Below are 26,623 nucleotides of genomic sequence, written 5' to 3'. Positions count from 1 at the left end.
TTACGAGAAACAGTTTGCCTGTACCAGTGAGGGTATCCGCCGTGACAAGGCGATGGAGGCCCGTAGGCAGGCGCAAGAGCGGGCCAATCACCGTGGTGATGACTGGTAGGCCGCAGATAACGAGAGGGGTTGGCAGATGCCAACCCCTTTTTAATTCCGCCGATTCAGCCCGGTTGGCGCAGATGGCCGAGCCGGGTGAAGAAATGCTGGCTCTTGCGCTGGTGAAAGTGGCTCTTCTTGATGGGATGGAAGATGAGATTGCTGTCGGGATGGCTTGCCTTTAACTGATGGATCATCGCCATGGCGGGCAGGCTGGTGCTGACCAGCGTGGTGAGCGGCATGCTGAGGGTCTCGGGCCCCAGCAGTTGATTGAGACCTTGCTGGGCTTGCTCGAAGCGGGTCAGAACCGCCGGGTCGGCATAGCCGCTACCCAGCATGGCGAGCAGATGGTCGAGGGCCTGATGAAATTCGGCCAGTTGCTGGCGAAAGCCGCTGCGCCCGCGCAGGGCAATCAGCGCTGCAAACGGAATGTCGGCCAAGTGAGTGGGCACTTGCAACGGGATCTCGAGGTGGAAGCAATCCTGACCACCCCGGTTGTGGTAGCGGGATTCCAGCAGGTGAAGCAGGCGGTCGAGATAGTCGTGATCGGTAATGAGGGCGCCGTCATTGGCGAGTGCCCACTCACGGGCAAGGCGCATGGAGAGCAGGTTGGCAAAGCGCCGCGCCATTCTGATCCCCCCCTCATCCCGGGTCGCAAAGCCGTGGGTCAGGCAAAAACCGTGCAGCCGCTCCAGTCCGGTCTGAGCCGGGCAGAAGCAGTCATGGTTGGTACGCTGGCGCCAGCGATCAATCAGCTCCTTGTTGCCAAACACCTTGTGGCGCACGAAATCGGGGGCGATAAGGCCGCTGATCTGGCTCTCCAGTTGCGGGGTGATGGTTGCGAAGAAGGCGGGGTCCGGACGCTCGGCCAGCAGATCGGTCTGATCTTCCAGCGTGTCCAACAAGGCGGTGAGGCCACTTTTTTCACTGACGGTGAAGACGAAGGCGAGTCGCTCCAGATAGAGCAGGGCAAATTTGAGCCAACGCTCGTCGCGTACCTCCATGCCGGGGTAGTAGATATAGGTCTTCATCGGATCAGTCTGTTGTCAAAAATCTGGCGAGGCGCAGGCTCGGGAATATACGCAAGATTGCGGGCGGGCGGCAAACATTGCATGGCGTAATGTGAGCAAGCGCTCATTCAGTAGCCGCTTGCCACAAAGTTCTGATATAATCCGCGCCCTTAAATCAAGGCCACCCGAGTCAAAACCATGAAGTTCATTATCAAGCTGTTCCCGGAAATCACCATCAAGAGCAAATCAGTTCGCCAGCGCTTCACCAAGATGTTGCAGGGCAACATTCGCAACGTGTTGCGTCGCTTCGACGAGGATGCCCGCGTACGGATGGATTGGGACAAGCTGGTAGTGAGCTCCCGCAATGATCAGTTCCACGCCCAGTATCTCGAGACCCTGGCCTGTATCCCGGGCATTCAGTACTTCCTCGAAGTGAAACTGAGCAACTTTACCGACCTGCACGACATCTTCGAACAGACCCGCGCCGTCTGGGGCGATCGCCTGAAAGGCAAGACCTTCTGCGTCCGTGCCCGCCGCGTTGGCAAGCACGACTTTAGCTCGCTGGAGCTGGAGCGTTATGTGGGCGGTGGCCTCAACCAGCATTGTGAAACCGCTGGGGTGCGCCTGAAAAAGCCGGACATCCAGGTCAATCTGGAAGTGGAAAATGACGAGCTCTACATCATCAGTGCGGTGCACCACGGCATGGGCGGTTTCCCTATGGCCACTCAGGAAGATGTACTGAGCTTGCTCTCCGGTGGTTTCGACTCCGGTGTCGCCTCCTACCAGTTCATCAAACGCGGCTGCCGGGTGCACTACTGCTTCTTCAATCTGGGTGGTGCTGCCCACGAGATCGGGGTCAAGCAGGTCGCCTATTACCTGTGGAACAAGTTTGGCGCCTCCCACAAGGTGCGTTTCACCGCTATCGACTTTGAACCTGTGGTGGCCGAGATCCTCGAAAAAGTGGATAACGGTCAGATGGGCGTAGTGCTCAAGCGAATGATGATGCGTGCCGCAGGTCAGGTTGCCGACTACTTCCAGATCCCGGCACTGGTGACCGGCGAGTGCGTGGGTCAGGTCTCCAGCCAGACGCTGACCAACCTCAACGTCATCGATCGGGTGATCGACAAGGTGATCCTGCGCCCGCTCATCACTTGGGACAAGCCGGATATCATCAGCGAAGCGCGCCGCATCGGCACTCTGGAGTTTGCCGAGACCATGCCGGAGTATTGCGGCGTCATCTCCAAGAAGCCGACCGTGAAAGCCGAGCTCTCCCGCATTGAAGCAGAAGAGGCCAACTTCGACTTCGCCATTCTGGACAAGGTGGTCTCCGAGGCCCGTTACCTCGATATCCGCCGTATCGGTGAAGAGACAGCCGCGGAAGTGCAAGAGGTCGAAACCACTCAAGTGCTGGGCGCTGACGAGGTGATCCTGGATATCCGCTCTGCCGACGAACACGACGAGAAGCCGCTGGTGGTGGAAGGTCGTGAAGTGCTGCACCTCCCCTTCTTCAAGCTGGCCACCGCCTTTGGCGATCTGCCCAAAGAGAAGACCTATCTGCTCTATTGCGATCGCGGCGTGATGAGCAAGTTGCAGGCGCTCTATCTGAAAGAGAAGGGCTTTGACAACGTCAAGGTATACCGCCCGTAAGCGTGCTTTCACCTCCAATAAAAAATCCGGCCACTGTGCCTAATGCCAGTCAGTTAAGCCTGACTGGCATTGTTTTTATTGGCTTTTTTCACACTATATTTCTGTGGCCTTGGCTTCACGCAGCGGGGATAACTTCGCTCCCTTCGGGCCGGCAATACAAACTGCCCCGCCTGTTTCTCCAGCTCCGCAACGCGTCCCGGGATATTCCCCGGCGACACATACGGCATGCAGCTCAACTCATGGATGAGATAGACCGATGCCATGTGAAAACTCAGCTGGCTCGTCGTGTATCCCTTCAGGCTCGCCGCCATCTTTACCATCTGGCTGCGCAGCAGGTTGTACGCCAGCAACACACCCCATAGCTCTTGCCGTATCCCCACCGCCTTCTTGCTGCGCAGGGTCAGCCGGTGCTGCTGCAGGCTGTGCTTCATCTCCCGATAGCCCAACTCGATTTCCCAGCGATGGCTGTAGAGCTCGACGATGTCGGCACCCGGGAAACGCATCGGGTCAACCATCGAGGTCAGCACTTGCCGCTCCTTGCCGTTGATGTTGCGGGTCAGCAAGCGGGCTTCCACCGTGTCCGGCAGCTGCGGCCACTTCTTGCGTGCCTGTGGACTGGTCGTCAGGCGTACCACTACATCCTGACGCCCCAGCTTGCGCACCACCTCGTATTGCGTGCCCTTTTTGAGTGGCAGCAACCAGTGACGCTCGCAGCCAGCGGTTTGCCAGGCATGCAGCAGGCCGAGGGAGTAAAACCCCTTGTCGAACAGGGTCAGCGAGTGGTCCGGCGTACGCGCGACAAGCTGTTAGGCCAACACCATCTCGTTGACGGCGCAACTCTCCATGACCGCCTGAACAAGCAGGTGACTGGTCAGCTCCATCTGGCAGAGCATGCGCACCTGCGGATAGGCGGTCTCCCCATGCTGGGTGCCGGGTTTGGCAAAAGCGGCGGCATTATCCGGGGTATCGGGCGTGCGCCACATCACGCCATCGACGGCGAGCAGTCGCAGTCCGGCCCAGCCGGGGTGATTGGCCTGCTGGTGCCAGCCTGCGGCGGTCTCGTGAAACAGGCGTTCGATGCTCTTATCCCCGAGCTTTTGGCGAGCTTGCAGGAAGGCGCTGGGGGCAACGAAGGGGCGGTCACCGGGCAACAGGATATCGAGCTGATTGACCAGCTGGGTCATGGGGACGTGGCGGAAGATGGCCATGCCGATGATGGCCCAGACCAGTCGCTCCATGGGCATACGGCGACGGCGCAGGGTAGCGACGCCCTCTTCGCCGAGCAGAGTCGTGATGAGCTCGGGGGAAATGAGGTCGGAGAGTGACTCAAACTGGGCGGCATTGCTGGCGTGGAGAAAGTCGAGAGCTTGAGCGATACGCATAAAAAATCCGAAACCAATCAACAGGTTTCGGATTTTCACACATCAGAAGGATCGGTCAATGGATCCTTAACTGATCGGCATTAGGCCACTGTGCCGGATTTTTTTATTTCACAGAGTCAGCCATGACCATCAGGGGCAGGGGACCGGGGTGAAGGAGTCTTGCCCCTGGCAACGCCAGCCCATTTCCGCCTCCCGCATCTGCCACAGGTTGTCGTTGCGATAGAGGGTCAGGATGTAGATCATGTCGCTCATGCTGCCATCGAGGGCGACCGAGAGCACCAGATCATTGTCCAGCTGCTGGGCGTGGATGCGACTGGGTATGTCGCCATGGCCAACGAATCGTAGTGCTACCTCACGGTAGTCATTGACCCAGTGCTGCTGTTGATGGCTTGCCTGACGTATCTGCTGGTTGAACTGCTGCACCGGCGCCGAGGCCAGGCGTCCAAATACCGCTTGTGCTTCGGCGTGGGCTACTGTCACGTTCGCCAGGATAAGAGTGGTAAGCATACCGATTTTGCGCATGAGAAGTTCCGGCTAACAACGACTGTTTCTATGACAACAGAAAAGCCGATTTGGTTCAACGCAAGGCCCACAGCGACATGATGGCGCTGTGGGCCTGCTCTCAATTGCGTTGCAGCGAGAAGGTTGGCAGTGACAGGTGCCAGTAGATAGCGGCAACCCGCAGGCCAAACACGGCCGTCATGCAGATGAGCATGGCGGTTACCCTGTCCATATTCGCCTCCAGCGCCAGGGTATAGAGAATGCCGCCGAGGATACAGGCGGTGGCATAGATCTCTTTTTGCAGCACCATGGGCACTTCTCGCGCCAGCACATCGCGGATCATGCCGCCGGCTACCCCGGTCATGGTGCCCATGATCACGGCAATCAGCCCCGGGGTGCCGAAGTTGAGGGCCTTCTGGGCGCCAATCACGGTAAAGAGGGCCAGTCCGAAGGCATCGGCCACCGGCAGCACATACCAGGGCATCCTGCGGGGCAGTTTGACCATCCACATGCCGATCAGCGCCGTCGCGATGACGACCCAGATATAGAGCGGATCGCGTACCCAGAATACGGGGGTTGCCCCCAGGATCATGTCACGGATGGTGCCGCCGCCGATGGCGGTGACCGCCGCCAAAACCATGACGCCAAACCCGTCCATTCTGAGCCGGCCAGCCACCAATACCCCTGAAAACGCGAATACCGCAGTACCAAACATGTCGCTGATGTAAACAATCTGCTCAACCAGTGTCTGCATGGAGAACAACTCACGCCAAATTGTTGATGGGGCCGCGATTTTAGGGGCTGGCGAGCCCAATCGCCAACTGTGCTCGACAAAATTGAGAGTCGGCCGTGATTTTTTCTCGCTGCCGAACCGGGAGAGTCTCGTGTGTGCCCGCTTGCCCCCGCCGTTGGCGGGGTTCAGGACGTTGCTGCTATCGCGTGTTTTGGCCCGTTTTTTTCCTTAAGTTTCCCCCTGACCCGCCGATATATAAGGTAAGCGGCGTTAATGCGATGAAGCGTTGAAAAAATGCTAAAGACATCCAAAAACGAGCCGTTAAATAAGGCGCATCGGGCACAGAAAATAATAAAGCCTGAGCAAATAGAAGAGTAATTTTAATAGCTTAGGAGAATAGTCATGGCCATGTTTATCAATACTAACGTATCCTCGCTGAATGCTCAGCGCAATTTGACCAATGCGAACAAGTCGCTCGATTCCTCTTATACCAGACTGGCTTCCGGTCTGCGTATTAATAGTGCCAAGGATGATGCCGCTGGTCTGCAAATTTCCAACCGTTTGACCTCCCAGATTAATGGTCTTGATCAGGGAAACAGAAATGCAAACGACGGTATCTCGGTTGCCCAGACTGCCGAAGGGGCGATGGATGAAGTCACCGGCATGCTGCAACGTATGCGCACGTTGGCCCAGCAATCGGCCAACGGGTCAAACAATGCGGACGATCGCACGGCCCTTCAGCAGGAATACGACCAGCTAAAGACCGAGATTAATCGTATTGCGGCCGACACGACTTTTGGTGGTCAAAAGTTACTGGATGGTAAATATACTGGCTCCTTCCAGGTGGGGGCCGATGCTGCCCAGACCATCACCTTCAAGATGACGTCGGCCTTTACCATCAGCGGTATTGCCAGTGCGACTAAAGACAGTGCAAAGATCGTCAAAAATACGGCGACAAGTTTATCCAAAGAGCCCTATAAGGTCAGCCTCACCGCAGCTACCGCCGTTAAGGCTAGTATGGTGAAGAGCATCACGGCGGCGAGCACCGCCCAACTGTCGATGGCCAACCTTGACTATATGATCAAGGCGGTGGACAGCAAGCGTGCCGAGTTGGGGGCGGTACAGAACCGTTTTGACTCCACTATTCGCAACCAGTCCAACGTCTCGGAAAACGTCAGTGCCGCTCGTTCACGGATCCGTGATGCCGATTTTGCGGTAGAAACGGCTAACATGACCAAACAGAACATTCTGCAACAGGCGGCATCCAGCATCTTGTCGCAGTCCAACCAACGTCCGCAGTCTGCTCTGTCACTGCTGCAGGGCTAATAAAAGAAAACAGGGCGGTTGTTCAGGCCGCCCTGGTCAAGAGATGGAACAAAGGGGTGTTCGGGTCGCACTCTGTTCTATCGGGAGAGATATAATTCTCTACTAGTAATGCCAAGTGTTGTCCAGCTGTTCAGTTCTGTCACGCTTGGTCATATTCTCCTGAGCATATGCTCATCTTTAGGCCGGTTTACCGGCCTCTTTTTATTGTGTCGCCAAATTGACGTCACCCTGTCAGTTTAAAGCATGAACCATGCCAATACATTCCATTCCGTAAAATCAGGCCTCGTCTGATGTTGGCAGCTCGGCTACGTCGTTCAGTCTCCTTGCCCTATTGCCGCCTACCGGAGAAAACTTGCCGCTTTAGGCAACAATTTTCCTAAAGCTTGTCTCTGCGCTGCCGTTAAATAAAGTGAAGCAATCGAGGGGTGTTCGGAATCCAACGCTTGCACTACTGCGGGTGGCCTGTTCGTTCAAACAGACACCCGCCAGAAGAGACAGGAATGTTCAACCTGCTCTTCAAACGGTGGGACGTCGTTTTGTTAGGACGACGCAACCTGCAGTCGCATGTTCTTCGGGAGAATTTTTATGGCCATGTACATTAACACCAATACATCATCACTGAACGCTCAGCGTAACCTGATGAATACCAACAAATCGTTGGATAGTTCTTATACTCGTTTGGCATCTGGCTTACGCATCAACAGTGCGAAAGATGATGCTGCTGGTTTGCAGATTTCCAACCGTTTAACCTCTCAGATTAACGGCCTTGATCAGGGTAACCGTAATGCCAATGATGGTATCTCGGTTGCGCAGACGGCCGAAGGGGCGATGGACGAAGTCTCTGGCATGCTGCAGCGTATGCGCACCCTGGCACAGCAGTCTTCGAACGGTTCAAATAACGCCGATGACCGTACCGCTCTGCAACAGGAATACGATCAGCTCAAAACCGAGATCGATCGTATATCGAGCGACACCACGTTTGGTGGCCAGAAGCTGCTCGATGGCAAATACACCGGATCCTTCCAGGTGGGTGCCGATGCTTCCCAGACCATCACCTTCAAGATGTCGTCGGCCTTTACCATCAGCGGTATTGCCGGTGTGACCAAAGGCAGTGCCAAAATAGTCAAGAATACGGCGACCAGTCTGTCTAAAGAGCCCTACAAGGTCAGCCTCACAGCCGGTACTGCCCTGAAGGCAAGTATGGTGAAAAGCATCACGGCGGCGAGTACCGCGCAGCTGTCGATGGCGAACCTTGACTATATGATCAAGGCGGTTGACAGCAAGCGTGCCGAGCTGGGTGCGGTGCAGAACCGTTTTGACTCCACTATTCGCAACCAGTCCAACGTAGCTGAAAACCTGAGCGCAGCACGTTCACGGGTGCGTGATGCCGACTTCGCCGTTGAAACCGCCAATATGACCAAGCAAAATATCTTGCAACAGGCTGCATCCAGTATCTTGGCCCAAGCCAACCAGAGACCTCAATCAGCGTTATCCCTGCTGGGTTAAGAGTGAGCAAAGACATAAGAGAGGAGGGACAATATGGCAAGTGAAATTGGAAACCCGTCATCGGTCACTCCTTCTTCTCTTCAGTCCAATAGCAAGAGCGGCCAGCAGGCCGCTCCTTTGCTTTCTGGTGTGCCCGAAGAGCAGCAGGTGACAGCGGGAGCCTCGATCCGAGATGGAGACAGAGTGGAGCATGCAAGTCATCGATCCAACCAGCCCCCCATCGATGTGGAAAATGAGGTACAAAAATTGCAGGAATTCAGCCAATTACAAGGATGGACAGTTAGCTTTAGTGTAGAGCGGGACTTGGATAAAGTGGTTATTAGAGTTATGGATGCGGACACGCGTGCTGTGATCCGCCAGATCCCGAGTGAAGAGCTGCTTTCCATCAGTAAACGTCTTCAGACATTGCGTGAGACCGATGGTAGTTCGGGCTCTCGTAGTGGACTATTGCTGGATAACCAAATCTGAGTTTAGTGGGGGAGGTAAATCAATATGGCGAGGATTACTTCGGCTGGCGCAGCTTCCGGAATCGATTTGGAATCGATCATCTCAACCAGTGTCGCGGCCAAAAAGGCTCAGTTGGAACAGCCGCTAATTAAAAAAGAGACGTTCGCCAAAGTCTCTTTGTCTGGGGTTGGGCAGCTTAAGTCAGCGATCGCCTCTTATGTGACCACGCTCAAAGGGATGACAAAGAATGATGCTTTTAACAAACGCATGATTTCTGTCACCCAAGATAAGGATAACCCTGTACTGAAGGTGGAGAGCAAGACGGGGACATCAAATGGACAATACAATATAACTGTCAATAAATTGGCAACGACCAGCAAGTTTGCAGCGGTTTTTAACACCGCGACAGATCCACTGGTGACTCAAGACGGTACTTTGACGTTCAGTGCCGGTACAAAAACGTTCTCGGTTGACGTCAAAGCCGGTGACAATCTGGAGAATATTCGAAAGCGCATTAATAATGATGGTGACAATTTCGGCTTGAGTGCCAACGTCATCAAAACTTCGGATGGCAAGGTGAAACTCATCATGGATTCCGGTATCAGTGGTGACGGCAAAGATATGACGATAAGCGGGTCGACAGGGGAGTTGTCGAGTTTTGCATCCTCTCTCACTGCTGGCAAAACCCAGTCAGCAGGCAGTGCCGAAATCGATGTCGATGGTAACAAACTCACCAGCGATACGAATACGTTTGATGATACCATCATGGGGTTAAAGATCACGGTTCTGCGCACATCGGACAAGGACACCTCCAACAATCTCAAGCCAAACAAGGTGGATATATCCACTGACAAGGATGGGATTAAAACTATTCTCAAAAGCTTTATTGATGGCTATAACGCGCTGGTCAGCAAATCTAATGAGTTGGGTAAACGCAACACTGTCGTGTCGGGTGTACAGAAAGATGATGGCGGTGCTCTGGCCGGAGACTCTATGCCGCGTACAGTCGTCAATCTCATGAGCAGTACAATAACGGAAAAATCAAGTGCTTCCAGTGACCTGTCAACCATTTTTCAGATGGGTGTCAAGATGGACAAAGATGGAGTACTGTCGCTTGATGACACAAAATTTAATGATGCACTAAGCAAAAATTATGAACAAGTGGTGGCATTGTTTAGTGGTGATGACGGTTTAGCAAATAAATTGGCTGGACAATTGGATGTTTATTCAAAAAGCGGCGGGCTTCTCTCCAAAAGGGAGGACGGGTTGAACTCGCAGTTGCGTGAAGTTTCTCGTAAGAAAGCCGATACCACCACTCAGATGGCCAAGTATGAAGAAGCATTGCGAATTCGCTATGGTAGTCTGGATACTTTGCTGGCAAAGCTGAACAAATCAGCCTCTTATCTCAATATGCTGAATACTAAATAGGGAATAAATAACTTCCTTTGATTAGTCAAGATGGAATGAACACATGTATAAGAAAAACCTTAAAGCCTATACCACGATGAATTTGCAAGCGGAACTGGCCGTCGCCGATCCACATAGGGTGATCCAGTTAATGATGCAAGTGTGTCTTGAGCGTTTAGCACAGGCAAAAGGGTCGATAGAGAGACGTAATTTTGAAGGGAAATCTATAGCAATCTCCAAATCTATGGCCATTATCAATGGTCTGCAAGACTCTTTGGATATGAGCTATGGCGAAGTTCCAGAACAACTTTCTATGTTGTACGACTACATGAAAGAGCGCCTTCTGGATGCAAGTAAAGATATGGACGTAGCGGCGATCGATGAGGTGGCCAAGTTGATGATTACTGTCAAGTCAGGTTGGGACAGTATTCCATTTGAAGAAAAGAGTGCTGCGCTATCAAAGATGAAAGGCTCATAATGTCAATTCAATATCTGATAGAATTAACCTCGGCTATTCGTGATGCTCTTGTAAGGGATGATTTTTTTGAGGCAGAAGCACTCATGGACGTTCGTTTTAACTTTTTGATGGAAAGTGATCTCAATCTCATGAAATTACAGTCATCATCGACCGATATGGCGTTACTTTATGAAGAAGAGTCACGACTCAGAACAACCCTTAATACATATCATCAAGAAACCAAGGCTGAGCTACTGTCTTTAATGACAGTGAGCAAGGTAAGAATGACATACGACTCCAGGAAGCAGAGTGATGAGTGATAAGCATTTAATTGAAGCGGAAAATGAGCTTTCCAGACTGGCTATGCAAAGTGAGCAGGAAAAAGCTATGTTTGTCACTCTTCCGGCACGTTTTAATGAAAATATGACTGCTTTTGAGATGTTTTTCCCTCATCTCCATGCTGAGTTAAAAGATTATGTGCCAATGCGTCCCTTCCGCTTTTTTTGTAATGAAAATGGCGAGCCAAATTTACTTTGGACAGATAGCAACGAGGCTTTGTATGGTGACTCACCCTATGAGTTGGCCAAAGCCCAAGTTGAGAGTGTCTTATCAAAAAGCACTCTTGGTGTAATGAATTTAAAAACCAGTGAAAATTATTTCAATCAAATTCATGATGAGTATCTGAACAAAGTAATTGATTTGTTTAATGAACGCCGAGATTCATTGAGTCTAAATAACACCCTTCCTGTTTCGATCCCTATGATGCTGATGTTTGGTGTCGGTCTTGGTTATCAATTGGGTTATCTTTACGAAAAACATAAAATAAAAAATTTATTTATTGTTGAACCTGATACAGACTTATTTTATGCTTCTCTTTTTACTTTCGATTGGGCTCCAATATTGCAATATCTTGATGACAATAACCTTGGCGTTCATATTTTTGTGGGTAGTGATGAAGATAATATAGTTGAGGATTTAAACACGGCAATTAATAAGAGGGGGGCATTTTGGGCAACCAGCGTATGTTCATTTTGGCATTATCCATCAGATAGGATTTCGAGCGTCATTAAAAAGGTTGAAAAAAAATTCCACCTTATAAGGCTGGGGTGGGGTTTCTTTGATGACAATATATTAGCGTTTTCGCATAGTTATGCCAACATTAAAAACAAAGTGCCTTTTTTACATGCTAATAAAAAGGTTGTCGATGATGAAGCACAACATCCCGTTTTTATTGTTGGGAATGGACCTTCCCTCGATAAGTCGATACCGTTTATTGTTGAACATCAACAAAAAGCAATAATTATCGCATGCGGAAGTAGTGTTAGCGCCTTGTACAAGGCTGGGATAAAACCTGATATATTGGTCGCCGTAGAAAGAACAAAGAGTACAGCTGATTTTTTGGCTACTATGAATGCGCCTGATTATTTAAGAGATATTCTATTTTTGGGTGCTGATGTACTGCATCCTGATTGCTTTTCATATTTTGAACAGTCTGCAATAGGATTTAAGCCTTGTGAACCGATGCATATATTGCTTTCCACCCTTGGATTGATTGATGATATCGCTTTTTTATCCTGTGTGAATCCCTATGTTGGCAATACCGGGTTGAGTTATGCGGTAACATTGGGCTTTAAAAAACTCTATATGTTTGGTATTGATAACGGCTATCGCTCGAAAGAACATCATCATTCTAGGTTGAGTTCTTATTTTGATGAGAATGGAAATGTGATTGACAAGCTTAAGGATGCGGTCACTTCATCAGGAGAGTTACTTGTTCCTGGGAATTTTGGTGGCGAAGTAATTTCCAATCCAATATTTAGTCTGGCTATCAAGCAAATGGAAACGTTGCTGTGTATGGCTAAAGATATTTGTTGTTATAATATTACGGATGGGGCGAAAGTAGAAGGTGCAATACCGTTAACCTTGGATGATATTTATATAGAAGAGCCTTCATGTAGTAAAGATAATATTGTTGCTCATATTAGACATGATTTTTTTACCCCGTTAAGTATTGGTGATGCTGAGTTGGGTCAATACATGGGGTTTGAAGTTTTTAATAAATTGATTGACTTGATGGTAGGGGAATGGGAAAAAGTAACCATTAGCCATGATGACATCATTGAATTGATGCAAAGGCAATATAACTATTTATTGTACATCATGACGACCAGCGAGAGGCACCTACAGCGAGTACTTGAAGGGTCAATGAACTATTTCTTTTTTGTGATGCTTAACGCGATTCACTCTATTGATTTAGACCAAGAAAATGAAGCTGATCGCGCCTTTGTAAGCGAAATGATAAACGTGTATATTGATTTTTTGCTGAAAACTAAAGAAAAATATAAATATGCGCTTTGCTCTAGTGATGAATCATATTATGAACTGTTGAATCACTTTAGAAAAAGTTAAAAACAATTTATTTAATGTCGTGCTTTAATATTGGCGCGTTATCCATTAAAAATCCCGCATCGGTGTATTAAAACGATGCGGGTTTTATAAGTGGCTATACATATAGTAAATGTATAGTCATAAGGAAAAACCGTCATCCACGACAATATTTTGTCCTGTCACATATCTGGATTGATCTGATAATAAAAACATAATGCTACCTATAACATCTGAAACATCAAGCATTCCCTTTCCACATGTCTGTTGTTTATACGCTTGACAAAAAATTTCAGACTGATTATCAAGCAATCCCCCCGGACTGACCAAATTAATTCTGAAACGACTGTCATTGACATATGTGATAACATATTTACTCAAATGTTGTATTGCTGATTTTATTGCAGCATACTCCACTGGCATTGTCATTTTTGTATTTTTGTAAATATCAAAATTAGGCGAAACTACACCATATATTGATGACATATTGACTAATGAAAACGTTGCTTCATGTGTTTTGAAGTAAGAGGCGCATTGCTGGGTAAATAAAAAAGCACTACCAAGATTAAGAGCTACATTTTCATTAAAACTGTCAAGTGATACATCAAAAAAATGAGAGCCATATGTTTTGTTTCTTGGGTAGGTGGCATTGACTGCACCATCCATATGTTCCTGTTGAACAAAGAACGCCTTGATGCTTGCTTCACAGGTTACATCCAGCGATATCAACGTCAAATTTTCGTCTGCAGTATCGACACCAAGATTGACAAGTCGTTGAGTCATTAAATCAACGTTGATATCTGCCGCGATCACTTTAGCCCCTTGAGCCAGAATGGAAGGCACCAGACGAGAACCAAGTAAACCACCTGCACCTGCGACCAAAAAGCATTTGTTTTTTAACAAAGCGTTCATTATTTGCGTTCTCCTATAATAGCCTCTGCCAGTTTGAAGTCATAAATATCATCAATATCTACGGCTCGTTCTTTAGGCACTTCGATACTGGTCACTTTCCCAGAGAATAGTCCGTAATTTCCTAACACAAAGGTTGGAGTCGTTGAATACACCACAGTAGTAATATCAAATATTTGAGGTGTATCCTGACGGCGAACAATTTCGCCAGAGGGTTTATTTACTAACTCAACGAATCCATCCATTGTTTCCTTCACCATATTGAAATAGGGGCTGCGATTGGCTGGTGTAACGGAGATACAGATATCGGCACTCTGCCCATGACGTTTAGTAATAGCCGCCTCAACATCCAACACACTACGTAGCGGGCTAGTTGCTGGCAAGCTGATAAACCCATCGAATGCCCCATAATGGGCAATAACCCACTCAATAGCATGTCGCCAAGAAAGCCACTCTGGACTGGTATCAGTCGCGAGCTCTGCAGGGCGTTCAATAACAACTGCTCCTAATGAAACGGCAACATAAGCAATTGCGGGGTCATCCGTAGAGACAAATACCTGGCTAATTGAAGGTGACGCCATAGCCGTTTCGATGGAATACTGGATCAAGGGTTTACCCGCCAATGGGCGAATGTTTTTACCTGGCAACCCTTTTGAGCCACCTCGAGCGAAAATAAACGCGAAATTTTTCATCTGATTCGAGATCCGGTTACGTGTTATCGATGATGATAGTGCGCTTTGATCTGTTCAATTAGCGCAACCGTTCGTGTTGCACCCTCAATAGAGATACAGTGATTCGTTGTCCTCTGAATAAGATTGACAAAGTCGGTCATCATGCCTAGATATATCTCATTTTTATCCCAAGCTGGCTCACAATAAATGGTATCAATACCGTTGGCCGAGCTCAATGAGATCGAATTTTGAATAAGGTCCCACTCTAGCGTACCTTCACTGCCAATCACTCGGCATTTGCGATGCGCTTTTCGTTGGAGAAAGTCCAGGTGAACAGTGGTAATGACGCCCGTTGTGCTGCTAAGCATGATATCAGCCATGTCTTCAACCGACAGGCCAAGTTCTTCTGAGGTGTACAGATTTGCATATTTTACTTGAAGTGGCCCAAGCAGCCATTGGATATAATCGAACTCGTGGCTGAGCTCCAGTAACACCCCTCCACCCAATTCCGCACGTGCGGAGACACTATGACGGTAATCTTTGTTTGGGCGCCAATCAGGCAAATATTGACCAATTTCGACATGAGCATAGTAGCAACGCCCCACTTTTTGCTCATCCAATAGCTCCTTCATGATTAATGCTGACGGTAAATATCGAAGACAGTATCCGACAGCAACAGGAGTATTATGCTCACGACTCGCAGTTTGGATTGCCTCGCAATCTGCAAGTGATACAGCAAGGGGCTTTTCAATCAAGACTGGAATACCGGCCTCTATCAGAGGGATTGCGTGAACCGCATGCAATGTCGCAGGGGATGCGACGATCGCTAATTCGATGCGATGCTGAATTAATTCTTCTACCGAAGAAACAAACACATCGCAATCACTAACCTCGGTTGCGACAATCTGACCACTTGCTGACATAGCGTAGATGGAAGCTAAAGGGTAGAGATATTTAAGATTCTTTCTATGGCGGATAGATATATTACCTAGGCCAATAACTGCAATACGCTCCATTATGACTATAATCCCAGAGTCGCAATATCAGACTGAGCCCTGTTAAAATCCTCCATTCGTCCAATATCCAACCAATATTCGTGAAGTGGGAACATTGATATGCATTTTTTTTCTTGCATATGTCTTTCAAGCAGGGTCGGCATATCAATTCGCTCTTCTTTTGTCACCGAACGCACTATATGTGGGTTGACAACATAGATGCCAGCATTAACAAAAAAATGATGTACAGGTTTTTCAACCATACTGGTAATATTATTCCCCTCACCCGTTATCACTCCATAAGGAATTTGATAACTATACTCACGAACACACATAGTGGCATCTGAACCATTCTGAATATGAAAATCTAGCAAGCTGTTGAAATCCACAGTTGTCAACACATCACCATTCATCATTATCAGTGGTAGTTTAGGCAGTTCGGCAGGCAATAAACCTAATGCACCACCTGTTCCAAGGGGATGTTTTTCATGTATATATTTAATATTTGCGCCCCATGCAGAGCCATCACCAAAATAATCAGCGATAAGTTCAGGCATGTAGTGAGTTGAAATATAGATATTTTTGAACCCTGCTTTGATAAATTGATTAAGGAGAGTCTCCAAAATTGGTTTATCACCTATTTTTAGCATGGGCTTCGGACAGGTATCTGTGAGTGGCTTTAAACGAGTCCCAAACCCGCCCGCCATGATCAAAACAGGATTATTATACGTTGGTTGACTGGTTGCCCGTTCCCAGGTCTCTAGCCCAATCAGTTGACCTGTCTCATTAAGTACTGGCAAAGAGAGAATGCTGTAGGAGCTCATGGTGTCCAGCAACTGTGCGCGGGATAGCTTGGCCGAGACAGTAATGGGAGTCTTATTCATCACTTTCGTGACGCTCTGGGTTAATGCTACATTACTCAATATGGCTCGGCGGATATCTCCATCGGTCACAACGCCGAGCAGATGGCGTTTGTCATCCACCACTAGGCAGATTCTTAGTGCAGCAGCATTAATCACAGTCAACGCATCATGCACAGTGTGTTTGGTGGACAATACGACCTTTTCCCAATTCTTGCTCATTCAATTCATCCTCTACTGCTTGATCTGTCCCACACGGCCCCTGGCAACGAATGCAATTCGAGCTGCATCCAACGAACGTGTCACAGTGGCGCCCGCTCCTACGACTGTATCGTTACCAATCATGATCCCCTGAATAATCGCAGCGCCTGTGCCAACATGCACACGGGCTCCCGTCATCACGCCACCGGATAACACGGCTCCAGGGGCAATATGGTTATCGGCACCAATCTGGCAGTCATGATCCACAATTGCGCCGGTATTGATGATAGTGTTCGGGCCGACTCGGGCTCCTGTCTGGATAATGGCTCCGGCCATCACCTGAACCCCTTCTGTCAGCTGGACATAGTCCGATACTATGGCTTGTGGCGAGACGACTCGAGCGAAGTGGTAACCTAATGCTTGATAGCGGGCGAACAATTCGGCTCGTAGCCGATGCCCAGGTAAGGATCCGATGCCATTGACCAGTTCCACGTCATCCGGTGAGAGACTCAGAATCTTGTCTTCGTCATGCCAACACGGGATATTTGCCAGTGCGGTGCATCCAGCCTCCAAATGTGGTGCTATCATGGCCATCGGTGTTCGCCCTTGGCGGCGTAATATTTCCACCAGTACCGAGGCATGTCCCCCGGCACCGAGTACCAGCAGTGGCTTATTCATGGAGCAGATCGTCCTCCGAATAGCTATGTTTGGCCGGCTGGCCAAGTAGCTGCCAATAGGAATAGGGGCTCATTCCATCCCCAGGCCGCTTGATCGCCAGATTATCGGCATTCAGCAACGTTCCTTGTGTAATGTCACAGGCAGCAACCAGGCTCTTGCGTGCGATCTCCTTGTTCTTGAGCTCGCTCGGGCGAGGCCCTTTGATGCCATCTCCCAGTGCCAGCTCTACATCGCGGATCCCTTTCACCATAGTGGCCAGTTCATCGGGTTCAAGAGAAGCCTTGTGATCAGGCCCTTCCATGTTGCGATCCAGAGTGAAGTGCTTCTCGATGAGGCAGGCTCCCCGGGCTACTGCCGCCACAGGGATGGTGATTCCCTGGCTGTGATCCGAATAACCGACCGGCAACCGGAATGCATGAGACAGGGTATTCATGGCTTTGAGGTTGATATCCTCCATGGGTGCCGGATATTCAGTGGTGCAATGGAGCAGGGTGACCTTCTTGGCCAGCGCCGCCTGACCGGCCTCGCTGGCATAGGCGGCCATGAAGGCGGCCTCGCCCGGCTGCGCATCCTGCGGCGCAGTCAGGCCAAAGGCGATCACCCCCAGGGCCGCTTCCACTTCTGCCAATGTGGCCATGCCGGTCGAGACGATCAACTCGCAACCGGTGCGGGCATGGGCAAGCACGAAAGGAGCATTGGTCAGTTCCCCAGAAGGAAGCTTCAGTGTTTGCAACTTCAATCGGTTCACCAAGAAATCCAGACTTTCGGTATCGAATGCGGTAGACAGAAACTCGATGCCGAGGGACTCGCAATGGGCGATCAGTCGAAGATGGGCCTCGAACGAAAGCTCGAGGCGGGAGAGCATGGCAAACTGGCTCTCTTCCTTGCCGGTGTTGGTGGTTTGATAAGCGGCCTGCTTGGCCTGGCGAGTCACCAGATTGGCCGCCTTGAAGGTCTGAAACTTGACGACATCGACGCCTGCCCGGTGGGCAGCATCGATCAGTGCCACGGCGAGTGCTTCGTCGCCATTATGGTTGACGCCGGCTTCGGCGATGATGCGGATCATGGCGACGGACTCCTGTCGAGATCATGGAACTGTTTGATGGTGGGGATGGCGAAATGCTTCAGGCGTGCCACGATTTGGCCGCTGGCGTCCCCTGCACCATAAGGATTGACATAAGCATCCGGGCCCATAGCCTGCAAGGCCTTGGCAATGCATTGCGTAATGGCCTCAGCCTTCGCGTCGCAATGAAGCACACTCTTCGCTGCCAGGCGCCCTTGTTGGCGTTGGCCGATATTGATGGTCGGGACACCCAGAGAAGGCACTTCAATGATGCCGCTCGACGAGTTGCCGATCACGGCGGCACAGTGTTTCACCGCGCTCAGGTAACGTCTGTAACCCAAAGACGGGATGGCCAGCACGCGTGCAGGATTGGCTGACGCATACTGCTCAAGCAGTGGAATGATGGCTCGACCACCGTCATCTGCATTCGGGTACGTCAGGATAACCTGATGGTCGGGATAGTTATCCAACGCCGCCAGCAGGGCACTGAAACTCTCCCTGGCAGGTTCATCGGCCAGAGTCACGGGGTGATAGGTCACCACGAAGAACGGTGAGTCCAACGTAAACCCAAGAGAGGATTGCAGCTCGTCCATGGATAGCAGCGGTGTCTTGATGATGTGGTCCAGACCGACGGCACCTACGTTGAACACCCGCTCAGGCGCCTCCCCCAACTGAATGACACGCTGTCGATAGGGCTCGGCGGCCGTGAAGTGCAGGTAGCTCAACTTGGTAATGGCATGGCGAATGGCGTCGTCATAAGCCCCCTCGGTGATCTCGCCACCATGGAGGTGTGCTACCGGTATGCGCTGCAACATGGCCGCCTGGGCAGCCGCCAGCGCTTCAAAGCGATCCCCCAGGATCACCAGCACATCCGGTTGCAACCGGGCCAATGCATCTGCCAGCCCGAGCAAGGCCACGCCCATGCTTTTGACCACACCCACAGAGGTATCGGAGGAAAGCAGCATCTCGATGCGCTCATCGATTTTGAAGCCATCCTGCTCTATCTGCTGATAAGTCAGGCCGAACTCAGGGGACAAGTGCGTACCCGAGACGATCAGCTTGAGCTCTAGGTCGGGATCCGCGGCAATGTCTTTCATCAACCAATAGAGCAGCCCGTATTCGGCGCGAGTACCGGTAAAGACGGCAATGGTGTTGGCCATGTTTAGACCTCGACAGGCGAGCTGGGCAGGTTGATCAGATGGGCTTCCAACCATTCGGCATTGTTAAGCTCCCCACGCAAGGCATTAGCAAACATGGGCAAACGATGCATCAGCTTCCATACAGGCCGGGTCATGACACCAGCCTTGTTCAGCTCGGTCAGCAACATATCCCGCTGGGTTTGATCTTCACAGACAATGGCATTGAGCCAGTAGTTGGAGCGTCCATAAGAAGGCTCGGTCACAAACTGACATGGCTGTCCCTTGAAGAACTCGGCATAGTGCATGGCAAGAGCCCGCTTTTGCGCCAGGAATTGCGGCAGGGATTCCATCTGGGCACATCCGAGGGCCGCATTCAGATTGGGCATCCGGTAGTTAAAACCAGGTTCATCATGATAGAACTCGAACGGATGGGGCACCTTGGCGGTGGTGGTAATGTGCTTGGTGCGCGCACCCTGTTCGGCATTCTGGCAGAGCACCATGCCGCCACCACCCGTGGTGATGATCTTGTTGCCATTGAAGCTCAGGGCAGAAAATGCACTCAGTGTCCCCGTGTGTTTGCCTTTGTAGCAGGAACCAAGGCTCTCGGCAGCATCTTCCACCAGTGCGATACCCCAGGCCTCGCACACGGCCTGAAGCTCATCGAGTTCAACAGGATGACCAAAGGTGTGCATAGGCACGACGGCTTTAAGGCGGCGTCCACTTGCCTTGTGGATGGCACCTGTCTCGGTGCGAGAAGCATGCTCTTCCAGCCAGTTGGCCAGGGCTATGGGGCACAGCCCCAGGCTCTGGCGTGATACATCGACGAACATGGGTGCTGCGCCCATGTGATACAAGGCATTGCAGGTCGCCACAAAGGTCAGAGGCTGGGTGATCACCAGATCGCCTGCCTGCACACCAGCCATGTAGAGCGCGATATGCAGCGCCGCCGTGCCATTCATGGTGGCAACGGCACGGGCTGAACCGGTAAAGGTGGCTATTTGCTGCTCAAACTGCTCAACATAGGCACCGACACTGGAAACGAAGGTGCTTTCGAGGGTATCGAGCACATATTGACGTTCATTGCCAGCAAAGGTCGGGGCGTGAAGAGGGATGAAGTCATCGGTTTTGTAGGTATCACGAATAAAACGTATCAATTGAGTATGCATACCAATTCCTTACATCTTGCCGTCGAGATATTTGCCCGTTTCTTTGTGACCAAAATCCGGGATCATGGCGAAGAACAGTTCGACGATCTCTTTCTTGTCCCAGGCTCGTTTTGTTTTCATGGCTGTAATTGTCTGCTCGAAATGGTTGAGCAGATCATTCTGATATGAGGGTTCATTCTTGATGATGCCCAGGTTCTCGAACCGGGCCATATCCAGCACTTCCTTGTCAGTGAAGAACTCTTCGAAGTCTTTTTCACCCGTGGTGTCGCTCTCGGTAAAGAGGCAGGGCCACATCCCCTGCTCAGGCAGGCTCGCCATCAGGGCTCTGGCTTCATCCTCATCCTTGCACAGATACGGCTTGTAACCATGCTGCTCCAGATACTTCACGGCGATTTCGGCGAAGGTAATCAGGTGCAGGGATTCGCTGAGCTTGGGGAAGAAGATATCCCTGTTTTCACCGAAGATGCAGGACATCAGGCACAGCTCACCGGACTCCTGGGGGGTCACGAAGTAGCGTTTGATGTCGTTGGGGGCGACGATGGGCTGACGCTTTTGCAAACGCTGGTTGAAGCCATGCAGCAAGGAGCCATCGGAGAAGGCCACGTTGGCAAAGCGCGCGGTTGAAATGGCAATCTGTTCGCTGCGGCGCATCAGGAACATCTCCATGATGCGCTTGGACGCCCCCATCATGTTGACCGGATTGGCCGCCTTGTCCGTCGAAACACAGAAATACTTTTTCACTCCCATGTCGATGGAGTGCTGGATGGTTTTGTCCGTGTTGAACACGTTGACATCGATCATGCGCATCAACGTGAAAGGATCTTTCTCGCTGCGTACATGTTTGAGCGCAGAAAGGTTGAGCACGTAATCATAGGCGCCGTCGGCTTTGATAAAGGCGTCATATTCAATAGAGCCGATATCCAGCGCGAACGTCTGGAAATCACCATCGATATACCCGAACGAGCTGCGGATATCGCGCACCAGCTCGACCATGTTGTTCTCGCTGATATCTACAATATGCAGCTTACGGGGATTTCTCTTGAATATTTCCTTGCTCACAGCTTGGCCGATTGAGCCTGCCCCACCCAATACCAAAAATCGGGAATTCGTCACTGTCTGACAGAGAGCTCTATCCACTTGTTGGACATCTCGATCAAACAATGAAATGTTACGACCAATCAGTGCAAGTATCTCGTCGTTCATTTTGTATCACCAGGGCAAGGCAAAAGAATGAAGGTCATTACCATGAAGATTTCATCATATCGATAATTGAATATGATGCTGATAGGTCATGGTTCAATCCTCTGTTAGAAGCAATTTTTGGGCCATAATAAATATGATGTCCATTCAAGGACGGCCAGGCTTGATAGCCTGGCAAACCTGCTCCACCGCATTGAGGGCTCTCGGGGTGAAGCGGTGCAGCTCATCCGAGTTGATCAAATCGAGTCGCTGATGTTGCACGGCGTCCAGATTGGGCCAATTCTGCCAATGACGCAGGGCGTCAGGATCTTGACTCCCCGCCAGGATCCGCGCGGGGTTGGCTCTGATCACCTGTTCCATGTCCACTTGCGGGTAGGGGGTCTTGGCATTCGCCATGATGTTGATCCCGCCACAGAGTTCGATGGCTTGAGCAGGCCAGGCATCGCCGCTGACGCTGGTGAGCGGAGGGTACCAGAGCTGGTAGAACACTTTGACGCCGGTTGGCTGCCCATAACGCTGTTGCAGGTCATGCAGGCGCGCCAGATAGCGATCGGCGGCTTTGTTGGCACGATTCTCCACCCCCAGCAATTTGCCGAGAGCCCTCATCTCGACGGCCAGCGAGGCAAAATCGGTGGGCTCCGAGTAGAAAACCGGGATACCCAGCTGCTCCAGCGGGGCCAGCATCCGTGACTGGGCCGAGCGCCAGCCCAGGATCAGGTCCGGTTTTTGCGCCAGCAGGGCCTCGACATTGATGCTGCGATAATTGGCCACCTTGGGCTTGGTTTTCACTTTGGCGGGATAGTCTGAGGCATCATCAACGGCGACCAGCTTGTCACCTGCACCGATGTCATAAAGCAGTTCGGTAAGATGGGGCACTACGCTTACCACCCGGCTCGGAGTTGCGGCGAGCAGCGCACCGGGCAACCAGGCCAGCAGTACGCAGGGCAGCCAGATAAGCAATCGCAACCATCTAACCATGAAATAACCCTGCCACAGTGACAAGCAGCGCCAGCATCAACCAGCCCCAGCCCATTGCTTGCAGAATATTGAGTACCTTGCGCGGTGACTCGCTATCGGGGTCATCACCGCTGCCAAGTACCGGCCAGCGTTGCAAGGTTCCCTGATAGTAGCGAGGACCACCAAGGCGGATCCGGCACTTGTCAGCAAGTAGTGTCAACAGCATCCCGATGGCGGGATAGGGCCAGATCGCACCACTTCGCAGCAGTTGAGCGGCCTGCTTGAGGCGCGGTAGCAGGAGCGGCAGCTCCAGCAGCAAAATGACGGGGGCATTGAGCCCCTGATAGAGGGCGCTGGCGGCCCGGCCAAAATAGCCAAATGCGGGATCTTTCATGCTCCAGCCCTGGCTCATCAGCTGGGTCAGCCGCCATAGCAGGGCGCCTTGTACCCCGGCGAGGGCGTACCCCAGCAGCGGGCCAGCCCATTGGCCGACCAGACGCAGGGCGCAGCTTTCGGTTGCTGCTTTGGCAATGCCCATGGCAGAAAGTTTGCCGGTTTCACGTTTGAGCCAGGGAGCCGCCTGCAATCTCGCCAGCGGTAGGGTCTCCTGCGTGGCGAGCGAGCGGGTGGCATGGGCAAGTTCGCGCAGCGGACGGGATTCGATCATCAGCAGCAGGAACAGCAGGTCAAACAGCGGCTCGCTCAGGGCAAGATTGCGCAACGACCAGAGCCCGGCTGCGCAGGGAACCCAGACCACCAGCATTGCCAGCATGCCTGCTTGCAGTTGTTGGCGTGATGTACCATCGGCTCTGTGCACCTTGTGACCCAGTCGGGTCAGCAGGGGTGTGACAGCCGAGAGTCGCAGATGGGATGGCCACGGGATCACCGCCTCCAGCAGGGCCGCCCCCACCAGGATGGCCGCCGTCGTCGAGAGGAGGGCGTCGGCCATCAGTTCGAGCGAGCCGATTTCGATCACAGCTTGCCGAGCATCTTGATGATCACTTCGGCAGAGTGCTTGCCCGCTACTTCGATAAAGGCATCGAAGGATTCAACCTGTTCCTTGCCGGCGATATCGGACATGGCGCGCACCACCAGATAGGGCACCTTGAACATGTGGCACACTTGACCGATGGCGGCACCTTCCATCTCGACCGCCAGCATTTGCGGGAAGTCGGCGCGGGCCTTGGCGATGGCGTCCGGCTTGCACATGAACTGATCGCCGGTGCAGATAAGGCCAACCTTGGTCTGGTGCTTGCCCTGTTCGGCAATGCAATCCTGGGCGACCGCGATCAGCTTCTCGTCGCAGGGGAAGGCGGCTGGCTGCTGTGCCATCTGGCCCATCTCGTAGCCAAAGGCGGTCACGTCCACATCGTGGAAGCGCATTTCGCTGGCAATCACCACATCACCGATATGCAGATCCTGGGCGAAGCCGCCCGCAGAGCCGGTATTGATGACGCAGTCAGGGGCGAATTTTTCCAGCAGCAGGCTGGTGGCCACGCTGGCAGCGACTTTACCGATGCCGGAGCGGGTGAGGATCACCTCTTTGCCTGCCAGCATCCCTTGATAGAACTCACAGCCGCCCAGTTGCAGGGTGGTGGGGTTGCTCATCTGGCTGCGCAGCAGGGCTACTTCTTGCTCCATGGCGCCGATAATACCTACTTTCATTGCTGACCTCGTCTTGCTAGCCGTGTGGCTGAATTTAAGTTGCTGTAGATCATAACAAAAGATGGCGTCTGCGCCGAGAGGCGCAAGTGAAAGGGGAGATGAATGCCGCGCACCGTACCAACTCGGTTGTCGTTTGTTCATCACAACATGCCAACTAGCCTCATCGGGGAAACAGGAGTTAAAGAAGGCTTGTATAAGCTGTGATCCTGTTCACGAATTGCGTTTTATTAGCTTGTTTTTAAATTTTCAAGAAAAGTAAGGATGTGGTCGCCTTGTGCTAGAGTGCGCGCTTTGCGGAATGCCAGCTTCCCGGCGTTCTGTTTATGTTTCCCGTCAGGAAGATCCGGGTATCAGCTCATAGGGATGTGATCGCCACACTCCATTCGCCTGTCAGCAGTAGAGGATCACCAGCCACTATGTTTTACAAGAATCTCTCCATAGGCAAAAAAATTGCCGTGGTCTTTGCGGTCATTGCCGCCGTCAACGTGATATTCGGTATCTTTCTCTCCAGCGAATTACGTGGCGTGCGTGATCGGGTGTTGAACTTTACCGACTCTACGCTGCCTAGTGTCCTGTCGGTCGAAACCCTGCTCTACGACATCTCCTATGTTCGTCGGTCCCAGTTTGCTCTGCTCGTGCTGAGCAATGATTCCGAGTTGCAGATGCGCCGCAGTAGCCTCCAGAACAGCATCCGCAAAATAGACACGGCTTTTCATGCCTATGAGGCGACCGTTGGCGCTGATCACGAGCGTCAGGTGTTTAATCAGGCGAAACAACAGTGGCTCAGTTATCAGCGTTCAGTGAACGACTTTGATCAAATGCTGATTCAAGGGCAGCCAGAACAAGCCAAAACACAGCTGTTTACCTCTTCAACCGCCTTCAGTTCATTGGAGCTGGCGATTAACGGTCTGGTAGATGTGAATCTCGGCTTTGTGAAAGAGAACCGCACCAGCCTGTTGGACAGTGTCAGCATGGTGATCTCGTTTGCCATGGTGAGCATCGGGAGCCTGCTGCTGTTTATGATGGCGATGACTTGGTTCCTTACCCGCCAAATTTGTCTGCCACTGCAGGCTGTGGTGGCGCAGGCCAATGCCATTGCCGCTGGCGATTTGACCCACCAGTTGGAGCGCCAGCATATCGGTCGCGACGAACTGGGAGCACTGGCGAAGGCATCCCTCAAGATGCAAGATAACCTGCGTGGCCTGATTGAAGAGGTGGTCGCTGCGGTTACCCAGCTGGGCGCTGCAATTGAAGAAGTGAGCGCGGTTTCCGAGCAGTCCGCCAAAGGGATCCAGAGTCAGCAGCAAGAGATTTCTCTGGTGGCGACGGCCATGGCCCAGATGAAGGCGACCGTTGCCGATGTGGCGGGCAATACCGAGAGTGCCTCCGAATCAGCCAGCTCTGCCAATGCGCTGGCCCGTAGCGGCAATCAGGATGTGCAGAGCTCGTTGGTAGCGATCTCCCGTGTGGCCGAAGAGATTGAGCAGGCTGGCACGCTAGTGGCCGATCTGGAGCGCGAGTCTGCCCAGATCAATGTGGTGGTCGATGTCATTCGTGGCATTGCCGATCAGACCAATCTGCTGGCCCTCAATGCCGCCATCGAAGCAGCCCGTGCCGGTGAACAGGGCCGCGGCTTTGCGGTGGTCGCTGATGAGGTGCGCACTTTGGCTGGACGCACCCAGGCCTCTACTGGCGAGATCGTTGCCATCATCGAAACCCTGCAGTCTCGCGCCAATCAGGCGAAAGAGGTGACCGGAGTGAGCTGTGACATGATCCGCCAGTGCGTGACCCAGAGCGAGCAGACTGGTACCGGGATCCAGCAGATAGAAGAGGCGGTGGCGCAGATCGCCGATATGGCGATCCAGATTGCCAGTGCCTGTGGTGAACAGGATGCGGTGTCTGACGAGCTGGGCCGCAACGTCGAGCGGATCAACGAATCCGCCAATGAGGTGGCACAGGGGGCTGATCATACTGCCCGTGCGTGTCTGGAATTGAGTCAGCTGGCTGTTGGGCTGAAACAGACTATAGGGCGCTTCCGTCTCGCCTGAAGAGTTGGTTGATACATATAATCCAAGCACCCGGCTATATGCCGTAATGCCGATCAGTTAAGGATCCATTGACCGATCCTTCTGATGTGTGAAAATCCGAAACCTGTTGATTGGTTTCGGATTTTTTATGCGTATCGCTCAAGCTCTCGACTTCCTCCACGCCAGCAAGGC

24 protein-coding genes and 1 pseudogene are annotated in these 26,623 nt (G+C 51.8%); 9 read left to right on the top strand and 16 right to left on the bottom strand.

The window, feature by feature from the left end; all coding sequences use genetic code 11:
• Positions 1-164: 164 nt before the first annotated feature.
• Positions 165-1,130 (bottom strand): hypothetical protein, encoded by a 966-nt coding sequence (locus BN4575_RS03390; protein ID WP_068977146.1) that lies wholly within the window; start codon positions 1,128-1,130, stop codon positions 165-167.
• A gap of 177 nt (positions 1,131-1,307) precedes the next feature.
• On the opposite strand from BN4575_RS03390, the gene thiI reads away from it, so the two are divergent.
• Entirely contained in the window at positions 1,308-2,756 is a 1,449-nt protein-coding gene (gene thiI, locus BN4575_RS03385; RefSeq protein WP_042022213.1) for a tRNA uracil 4-sulfurtransferase ThiI, read from the top strand.
• Positions 2,757-2,809: 53 nt separating this feature from the next.
• Here thiI and BN4575_RS03380 read toward each other — a convergent pair.
• The 3 genes and pseudogenes from BN4575_RS03380 to BN4575_RS03370 all read right to left on the bottom strand — a co-directional run bounded on the left by BN4575_RS03380 (position 2,810) and on the right by BN4575_RS03370 (position 5,393).
• A pseudogene (locus BN4575_RS03380) lies at positions 2,810-4,138 on the bottom strand (IS4 family transposase).
• Positions 4,139-4,267: 129 nt separating this feature from the next.
• Entirely contained in the window at positions 4,268-4,660 is a 393-nt protein-coding gene (locus tag BN4575_RS03375) for a hypothetical protein (RefSeq protein ID WP_068977145.1), read from the bottom strand.
• A gap of 100 nt (positions 4,661-4,760) precedes the next feature.
• Complete coding sequence (locus BN4575_RS03370) at positions 4,761-5,393, bottom strand: trimeric intracellular cation channel family protein (RefSeq protein WP_005333975.1); 633 nt, start codon at positions 5,391-5,393, stop codon at positions 4,761-4,763.
• Between the two features lie 381 nt (positions 5,394-5,774).
• Between BN4575_RS03370 and flaB (BN4575_RS03365) the strand changes: the two genes are divergently transcribed.
• The 7 genes from flaB (BN4575_RS03365) (at position 5,775) to BN4575_RS03335 (ending at position 12,924) form a co-directional block, all read left to right on the top strand.
• The gene (flaB, locus tag BN4575_RS03365) at positions 5,775-6,698 is read left to right on the top strand and encodes a flagellin B (protein WP_068977144.1); all 924 of its coding nucleotides are present in this window, start codon (positions 5,775-5,777) and stop codon (positions 6,696-6,698) included.
• A 585-nt stretch (positions 6,699-7,283) separates the two neighbouring features.
• Positions 7,284-8,204 (top strand): flagellin B, encoded by a 921-nt coding sequence (gene flaB, locus BN4575_RS03360; RefSeq protein ID WP_068977143.1) that lies wholly within the window; start codon positions 7,284-7,286, stop codon positions 8,202-8,204.
• Positions 8,205-8,237: 33 nt separating this feature from the next.
• Positions 8,238-8,672 carry a flagellar protein FlaG gene (locus BN4575_RS03355; RefSeq protein WP_068977142.1) on the top strand — a complete coding sequence of 145 codons (435 nt, stop codon included), beginning with the start codon at positions 8,238-8,240 and terminating at the stop codon, positions 8,670-8,672.
• 24 nt (positions 8,673-8,696) lie between these two features.
• Positions 8,697-10,079 carry a flagellar filament capping protein FliD gene (fliD, locus tag BN4575_RS03350; RefSeq protein WP_068977141.1) on the top strand — a complete coding sequence of 461 codons (1,383 nt, stop codon included), beginning with the start codon at positions 8,697-8,699 and terminating at the stop codon, positions 10,077-10,079.
• A gap of 43 nt (positions 10,080-10,122) precedes the next feature.
• Positions 10,123-10,536, top strand: coding sequence for a flagellar export chaperone FliS (gene fliS / locus BN4575_RS03345; protein ID WP_068977140.1), 414 nt, complete (start codon positions 10,123-10,125; stop codon positions 10,534-10,536).
• Complete coding sequence (locus BN4575_RS03340) at positions 10,536-10,835, top strand: hypothetical protein (RefSeq protein WP_068977139.1); 300 nt, start codon at positions 10,536-10,538, stop codon at positions 10,833-10,835. Before fliS ends, BN4575_RS03340 begins: the two co-directional genes overlap by 1 nt.
• Positions 10,828-12,924, top strand: coding sequence for a motility associated factor glycosyltransferase family protein (locus tag BN4575_RS03335; protein WP_068977138.1), 2,097 nt, complete (start codon positions 10,828-10,830; stop codon positions 12,922-12,924). The genes BN4575_RS03340 and BN4575_RS03335 overlap by 8 nt, the downstream gene beginning before the upstream one ends.
• Before the next feature lie 117 nt (positions 12,925-13,041).
• Here BN4575_RS03335 and BN4575_RS03330 read toward each other — a convergent pair whose 3' ends face one another.
• The 12 genes from BN4575_RS03330 to mtnN all read right to left on the bottom strand — a co-directional run bounded on the left by BN4575_RS03330 (position 13,042) and on the right by mtnN (position 24,404).
• Complete coding sequence (locus tag BN4575_RS03330) at positions 13,042-13,812, bottom strand: oxidoreductase (RefSeq protein ID WP_068977137.1); 771 nt, start codon at positions 13,810-13,812, stop codon at positions 13,042-13,044.
• Positions 13,812-14,501, bottom strand: coding sequence for an acylneuraminate cytidylyltransferase family protein (locus BN4575_RS03325; protein WP_068977136.1), 690 nt, complete (start codon positions 14,499-14,501; stop codon positions 13,812-13,814). Before BN4575_RS03325 ends, BN4575_RS03330 begins: the two co-directional genes overlap by 1 nt.
• A 23-nt stretch (positions 14,502-14,524) precedes the next feature.
• Entirely contained in the window at positions 14,525-15,496 is a 972-nt protein-coding gene (locus BN4575_RS03320) for a Gfo/Idh/MocA family protein (protein WP_068977135.1), read from the bottom strand.
• Positions 15,497-15,501: 5 nt separating this feature from the next.
• Positions 15,502-16,557 carry a nucleotidyltransferase family protein gene (locus BN4575_RS03315; protein WP_068977134.1) on the bottom strand — a complete coding sequence of 352 codons (1,056 nt, stop codon included), beginning with the start codon at positions 16,555-16,557 and terminating at the stop codon, positions 15,502-15,504.
• Between the two features lie 12 nt (positions 16,558-16,569).
• On the bottom strand, positions 16,570-17,214 hold the full coding sequence (locus BN4575_RS03310) for an acetyltransferase (RefSeq protein WP_068977133.1): 645 nt from the start codon (positions 17,212-17,214) through the stop codon (positions 16,570-16,572).
• The gene (gene neuB, locus BN4575_RS03305) at positions 17,207-18,280 is read right to left on the bottom strand and encodes an N-acetylneuraminate synthase (RefSeq protein WP_068977132.1); all 1,074 of its coding nucleotides are present in this window, start codon (positions 18,278-18,280) and stop codon (positions 17,207-17,209) included. Before neuB ends, BN4575_RS03310 begins: the two co-directional genes overlap by 8 nt.
• Positions 18,277-19,437, bottom strand: coding sequence for a UDP-N-acetylglucosamine 2-epimerase (gene neuC, locus BN4575_RS03300; protein ID WP_068977131.1), 1,161 nt, complete (start codon positions 19,435-19,437; stop codon positions 18,277-18,279). Before neuC ends, neuB begins: the two co-directional genes overlap by 4 nt.
• A 2-nt stretch (positions 19,438-19,439) precedes the next feature.
• On the bottom strand, positions 19,440-20,582 hold the full coding sequence (locus BN4575_RS03295; RefSeq protein ID WP_068977130.1) for a LegC family aminotransferase: 1,143 nt from the start codon (positions 20,580-20,582) through the stop codon (positions 19,440-19,442).
• 9 nt (positions 20,583-20,591) lie between these two features.
• The gene (locus BN4575_RS03290) at positions 20,592-21,785 is read right to left on the bottom strand and encodes a UDP-N-acetylglucosamine 4,6-dehydratase (protein ID WP_068977129.1); all 1,194 of its coding nucleotides are present in this window, start codon (positions 21,783-21,785) and stop codon (positions 20,592-20,594) included.
• Between the two features lie 144 nt (positions 21,786-21,929).
• Complete coding sequence (locus BN4575_RS03285; protein WP_068977128.1) at positions 21,930-22,760, bottom strand: cobalamin-binding protein; 831 nt, start codon at positions 22,758-22,760, stop codon at positions 21,930-21,932.
• On the bottom strand, positions 22,753-23,715 hold the full coding sequence (locus tag BN4575_RS03280; RefSeq protein WP_068977127.1) for a cobalamin biosynthesis protein CobD/CbiB: 963 nt from the start codon (positions 23,713-23,715) through the stop codon (positions 22,753-22,755). Before BN4575_RS03280 ends, BN4575_RS03285 begins: the two co-directional genes overlap by 8 nt.
• Positions 23,712-24,404 carry a 5'-methylthioadenosine/S-adenosylhomocysteine nucleosidase gene (gene mtnN / locus BN4575_RS03275; protein WP_040067225.1) on the bottom strand — a complete coding sequence of 231 codons (693 nt, stop codon included), beginning with the start codon at positions 24,402-24,404 and terminating at the stop codon, positions 23,712-23,714. Before mtnN ends, BN4575_RS03280 begins: the two co-directional genes overlap by 4 nt.
• 416 nt (positions 24,405-24,820) lie before the next feature.
• On the opposite strand from mtnN, the gene BN4575_RS03270 reads away from it, so the two are divergent.
• Positions 24,821-26,452 (top strand): methyl-accepting chemotaxis protein, encoded by a 1,632-nt coding sequence (locus BN4575_RS03270; protein WP_068977126.1) that lies wholly within the window; start codon positions 24,821-24,823, stop codon positions 26,450-26,452.
• The last annotated feature ends 171 nt before the right edge of the window (positions 26,453-26,623 follow it).

This window comes from Aeromonas sp. EERV15, assembly GCF_900079845.1.
Taxonomy (GTDB): domain Bacteria; phylum Pseudomonadota; class Gammaproteobacteria; order Enterobacterales; family Aeromonadaceae; genus Aeromonas; species Aeromonas sobria.
Note: the sequence above shows the minus strand (reverse complement) of the source record. Positions and strands in the feature narration are given on the sequence as shown.

Bases quoted from the DNA above. Each gene is read 5' to 3' on its own strand.
- BN4575_RS03390 (WP_068977146.1), bottom strand. From the start codon at position 1,130: ATGAAGACCTATATCTACTACCCCGGCATGGAGGTACGCGACGAGCGT.
- thiI (WP_042022213.1), top strand. From the start codon at position 1,308: ATGAAGTTCATTATCAAGCTGTTCCCGGAAATCACCATCAAGAGCAAA.
- BN4575_RS03375 (WP_068977145.1), bottom strand. From the start codon at position 4,660: ATGCGCAAAATCGGTATGCTTACCACTCTTATCCTGGCGAACGTGACA.
- BN4575_RS03370 (WP_005333975.1), bottom strand. From the start codon at position 5,393: ATGCAGACACTGGTTGAGCAGATTGTTTACATCAGCGACATGTTTGGT.
- flaB (WP_068977144.1), top strand. From the start codon at position 5,775: ATGGCCATGTTTATCAATACTAACGTATCCTCGCTGAATGCTCAGCGC.
- flaB (WP_068977143.1), top strand. From the start codon at position 7,284: ATGGCCATGTACATTAACACCAATACATCATCACTGAACGCTCAGCGT.
- BN4575_RS03355 (WP_068977142.1), top strand. From the start codon at position 8,238: ATGGCAAGTGAAATTGGAAACCCGTCATCGGTCACTCCTTCTTCTCTT.
- fliD (WP_068977141.1), top strand. From the start codon at position 8,697: ATGGCGAGGATTACTTCGGCTGGCGCAGCTTCCGGAATCGATTTGGAA.
- fliS (WP_068977140.1), top strand. From the start codon at position 10,123: ATGTATAAGAAAAACCTTAAAGCCTATACCACGATGAATTTGCAAGCG.
- BN4575_RS03340 (WP_068977139.1), top strand. From the start codon at position 10,536: ATGTCAATTCAATATCTGATAGAATTAACCTCGGCTATTCGTGATGCT.
- BN4575_RS03335 (WP_068977138.1), top strand. From the start codon at position 10,828: ATGAGTGATAAGCATTTAATTGAAGCGGAAAATGAGCTTTCCAGACTG.
- BN4575_RS03330 (WP_068977137.1), bottom strand. From the start codon at position 13,812: ATGAACGCTTTGTTAAAAAACAAATGCTTTTTGGTCGCAGGTGCAGGT.
- BN4575_RS03325 (WP_068977136.1), bottom strand. From the start codon at position 14,501: ATGAAAAATTTCGCGTTTATTTTCGCTCGAGGTGGCTCAAAAGGGTTG.
- BN4575_RS03320 (WP_068977135.1), bottom strand. From the start codon at position 15,496: ATGGAGCGTATTGCAGTTATTGGCCTAGGTAATATATCTATCCGCCAT.
- BN4575_RS03315 (WP_068977134.1), bottom strand. From the start codon at position 16,557: ATGAGCAAGAATTGGGAAAAGGTCGTATTGTCCACCAAACACACTGTG.
- BN4575_RS03310 (WP_068977133.1), bottom strand. From the start codon at position 17,214: ATGAATAAGCCACTGCTGGTACTCGGTGCCGGGGGACATGCCTCGGTA.
- neuB (WP_068977132.1), bottom strand. From the start codon at position 18,280: ATGATCCGCATCATCGCCGAAGCCGGCGTCAACCATAATGGCGACGAA.
- neuC (WP_068977131.1), bottom strand. From the start codon at position 19,437: ATGGCCAACACCATTGCCGTCTTTACCGGTACTCGCGCCGAATACGGG.
- BN4575_RS03295 (WP_068977130.1), bottom strand. From the start codon at position 20,582: ATGCATACTCAATTGATACGTTTTATTCGTGATACCTACAAAACCGAT.
- BN4575_RS03290 (WP_068977129.1), bottom strand. From the start codon at position 21,785: ATGAACGACGAGATACTTGCACTGATTGGTCGTAACATTTCATTGTTT.
- BN4575_RS03285 (WP_068977128.1), bottom strand. From the start codon at position 22,760: ATGGTTAGATGGTTGCGATTGCTTATCTGGCTGCCCTGCGTACTGCTG.
- mtnN (WP_040067225.1), bottom strand. From the start codon at position 24,404: ATGAAAGTAGGTATTATCGGCGCCATGGAGCAAGAAGTAGCCCTGCTG.
- BN4575_RS03270 (WP_068977126.1), top strand. From the start codon at position 24,821: ATGTTTTACAAGAATCTCTCCATAGGCAAAAAAATTGCCGTGGTCTTT.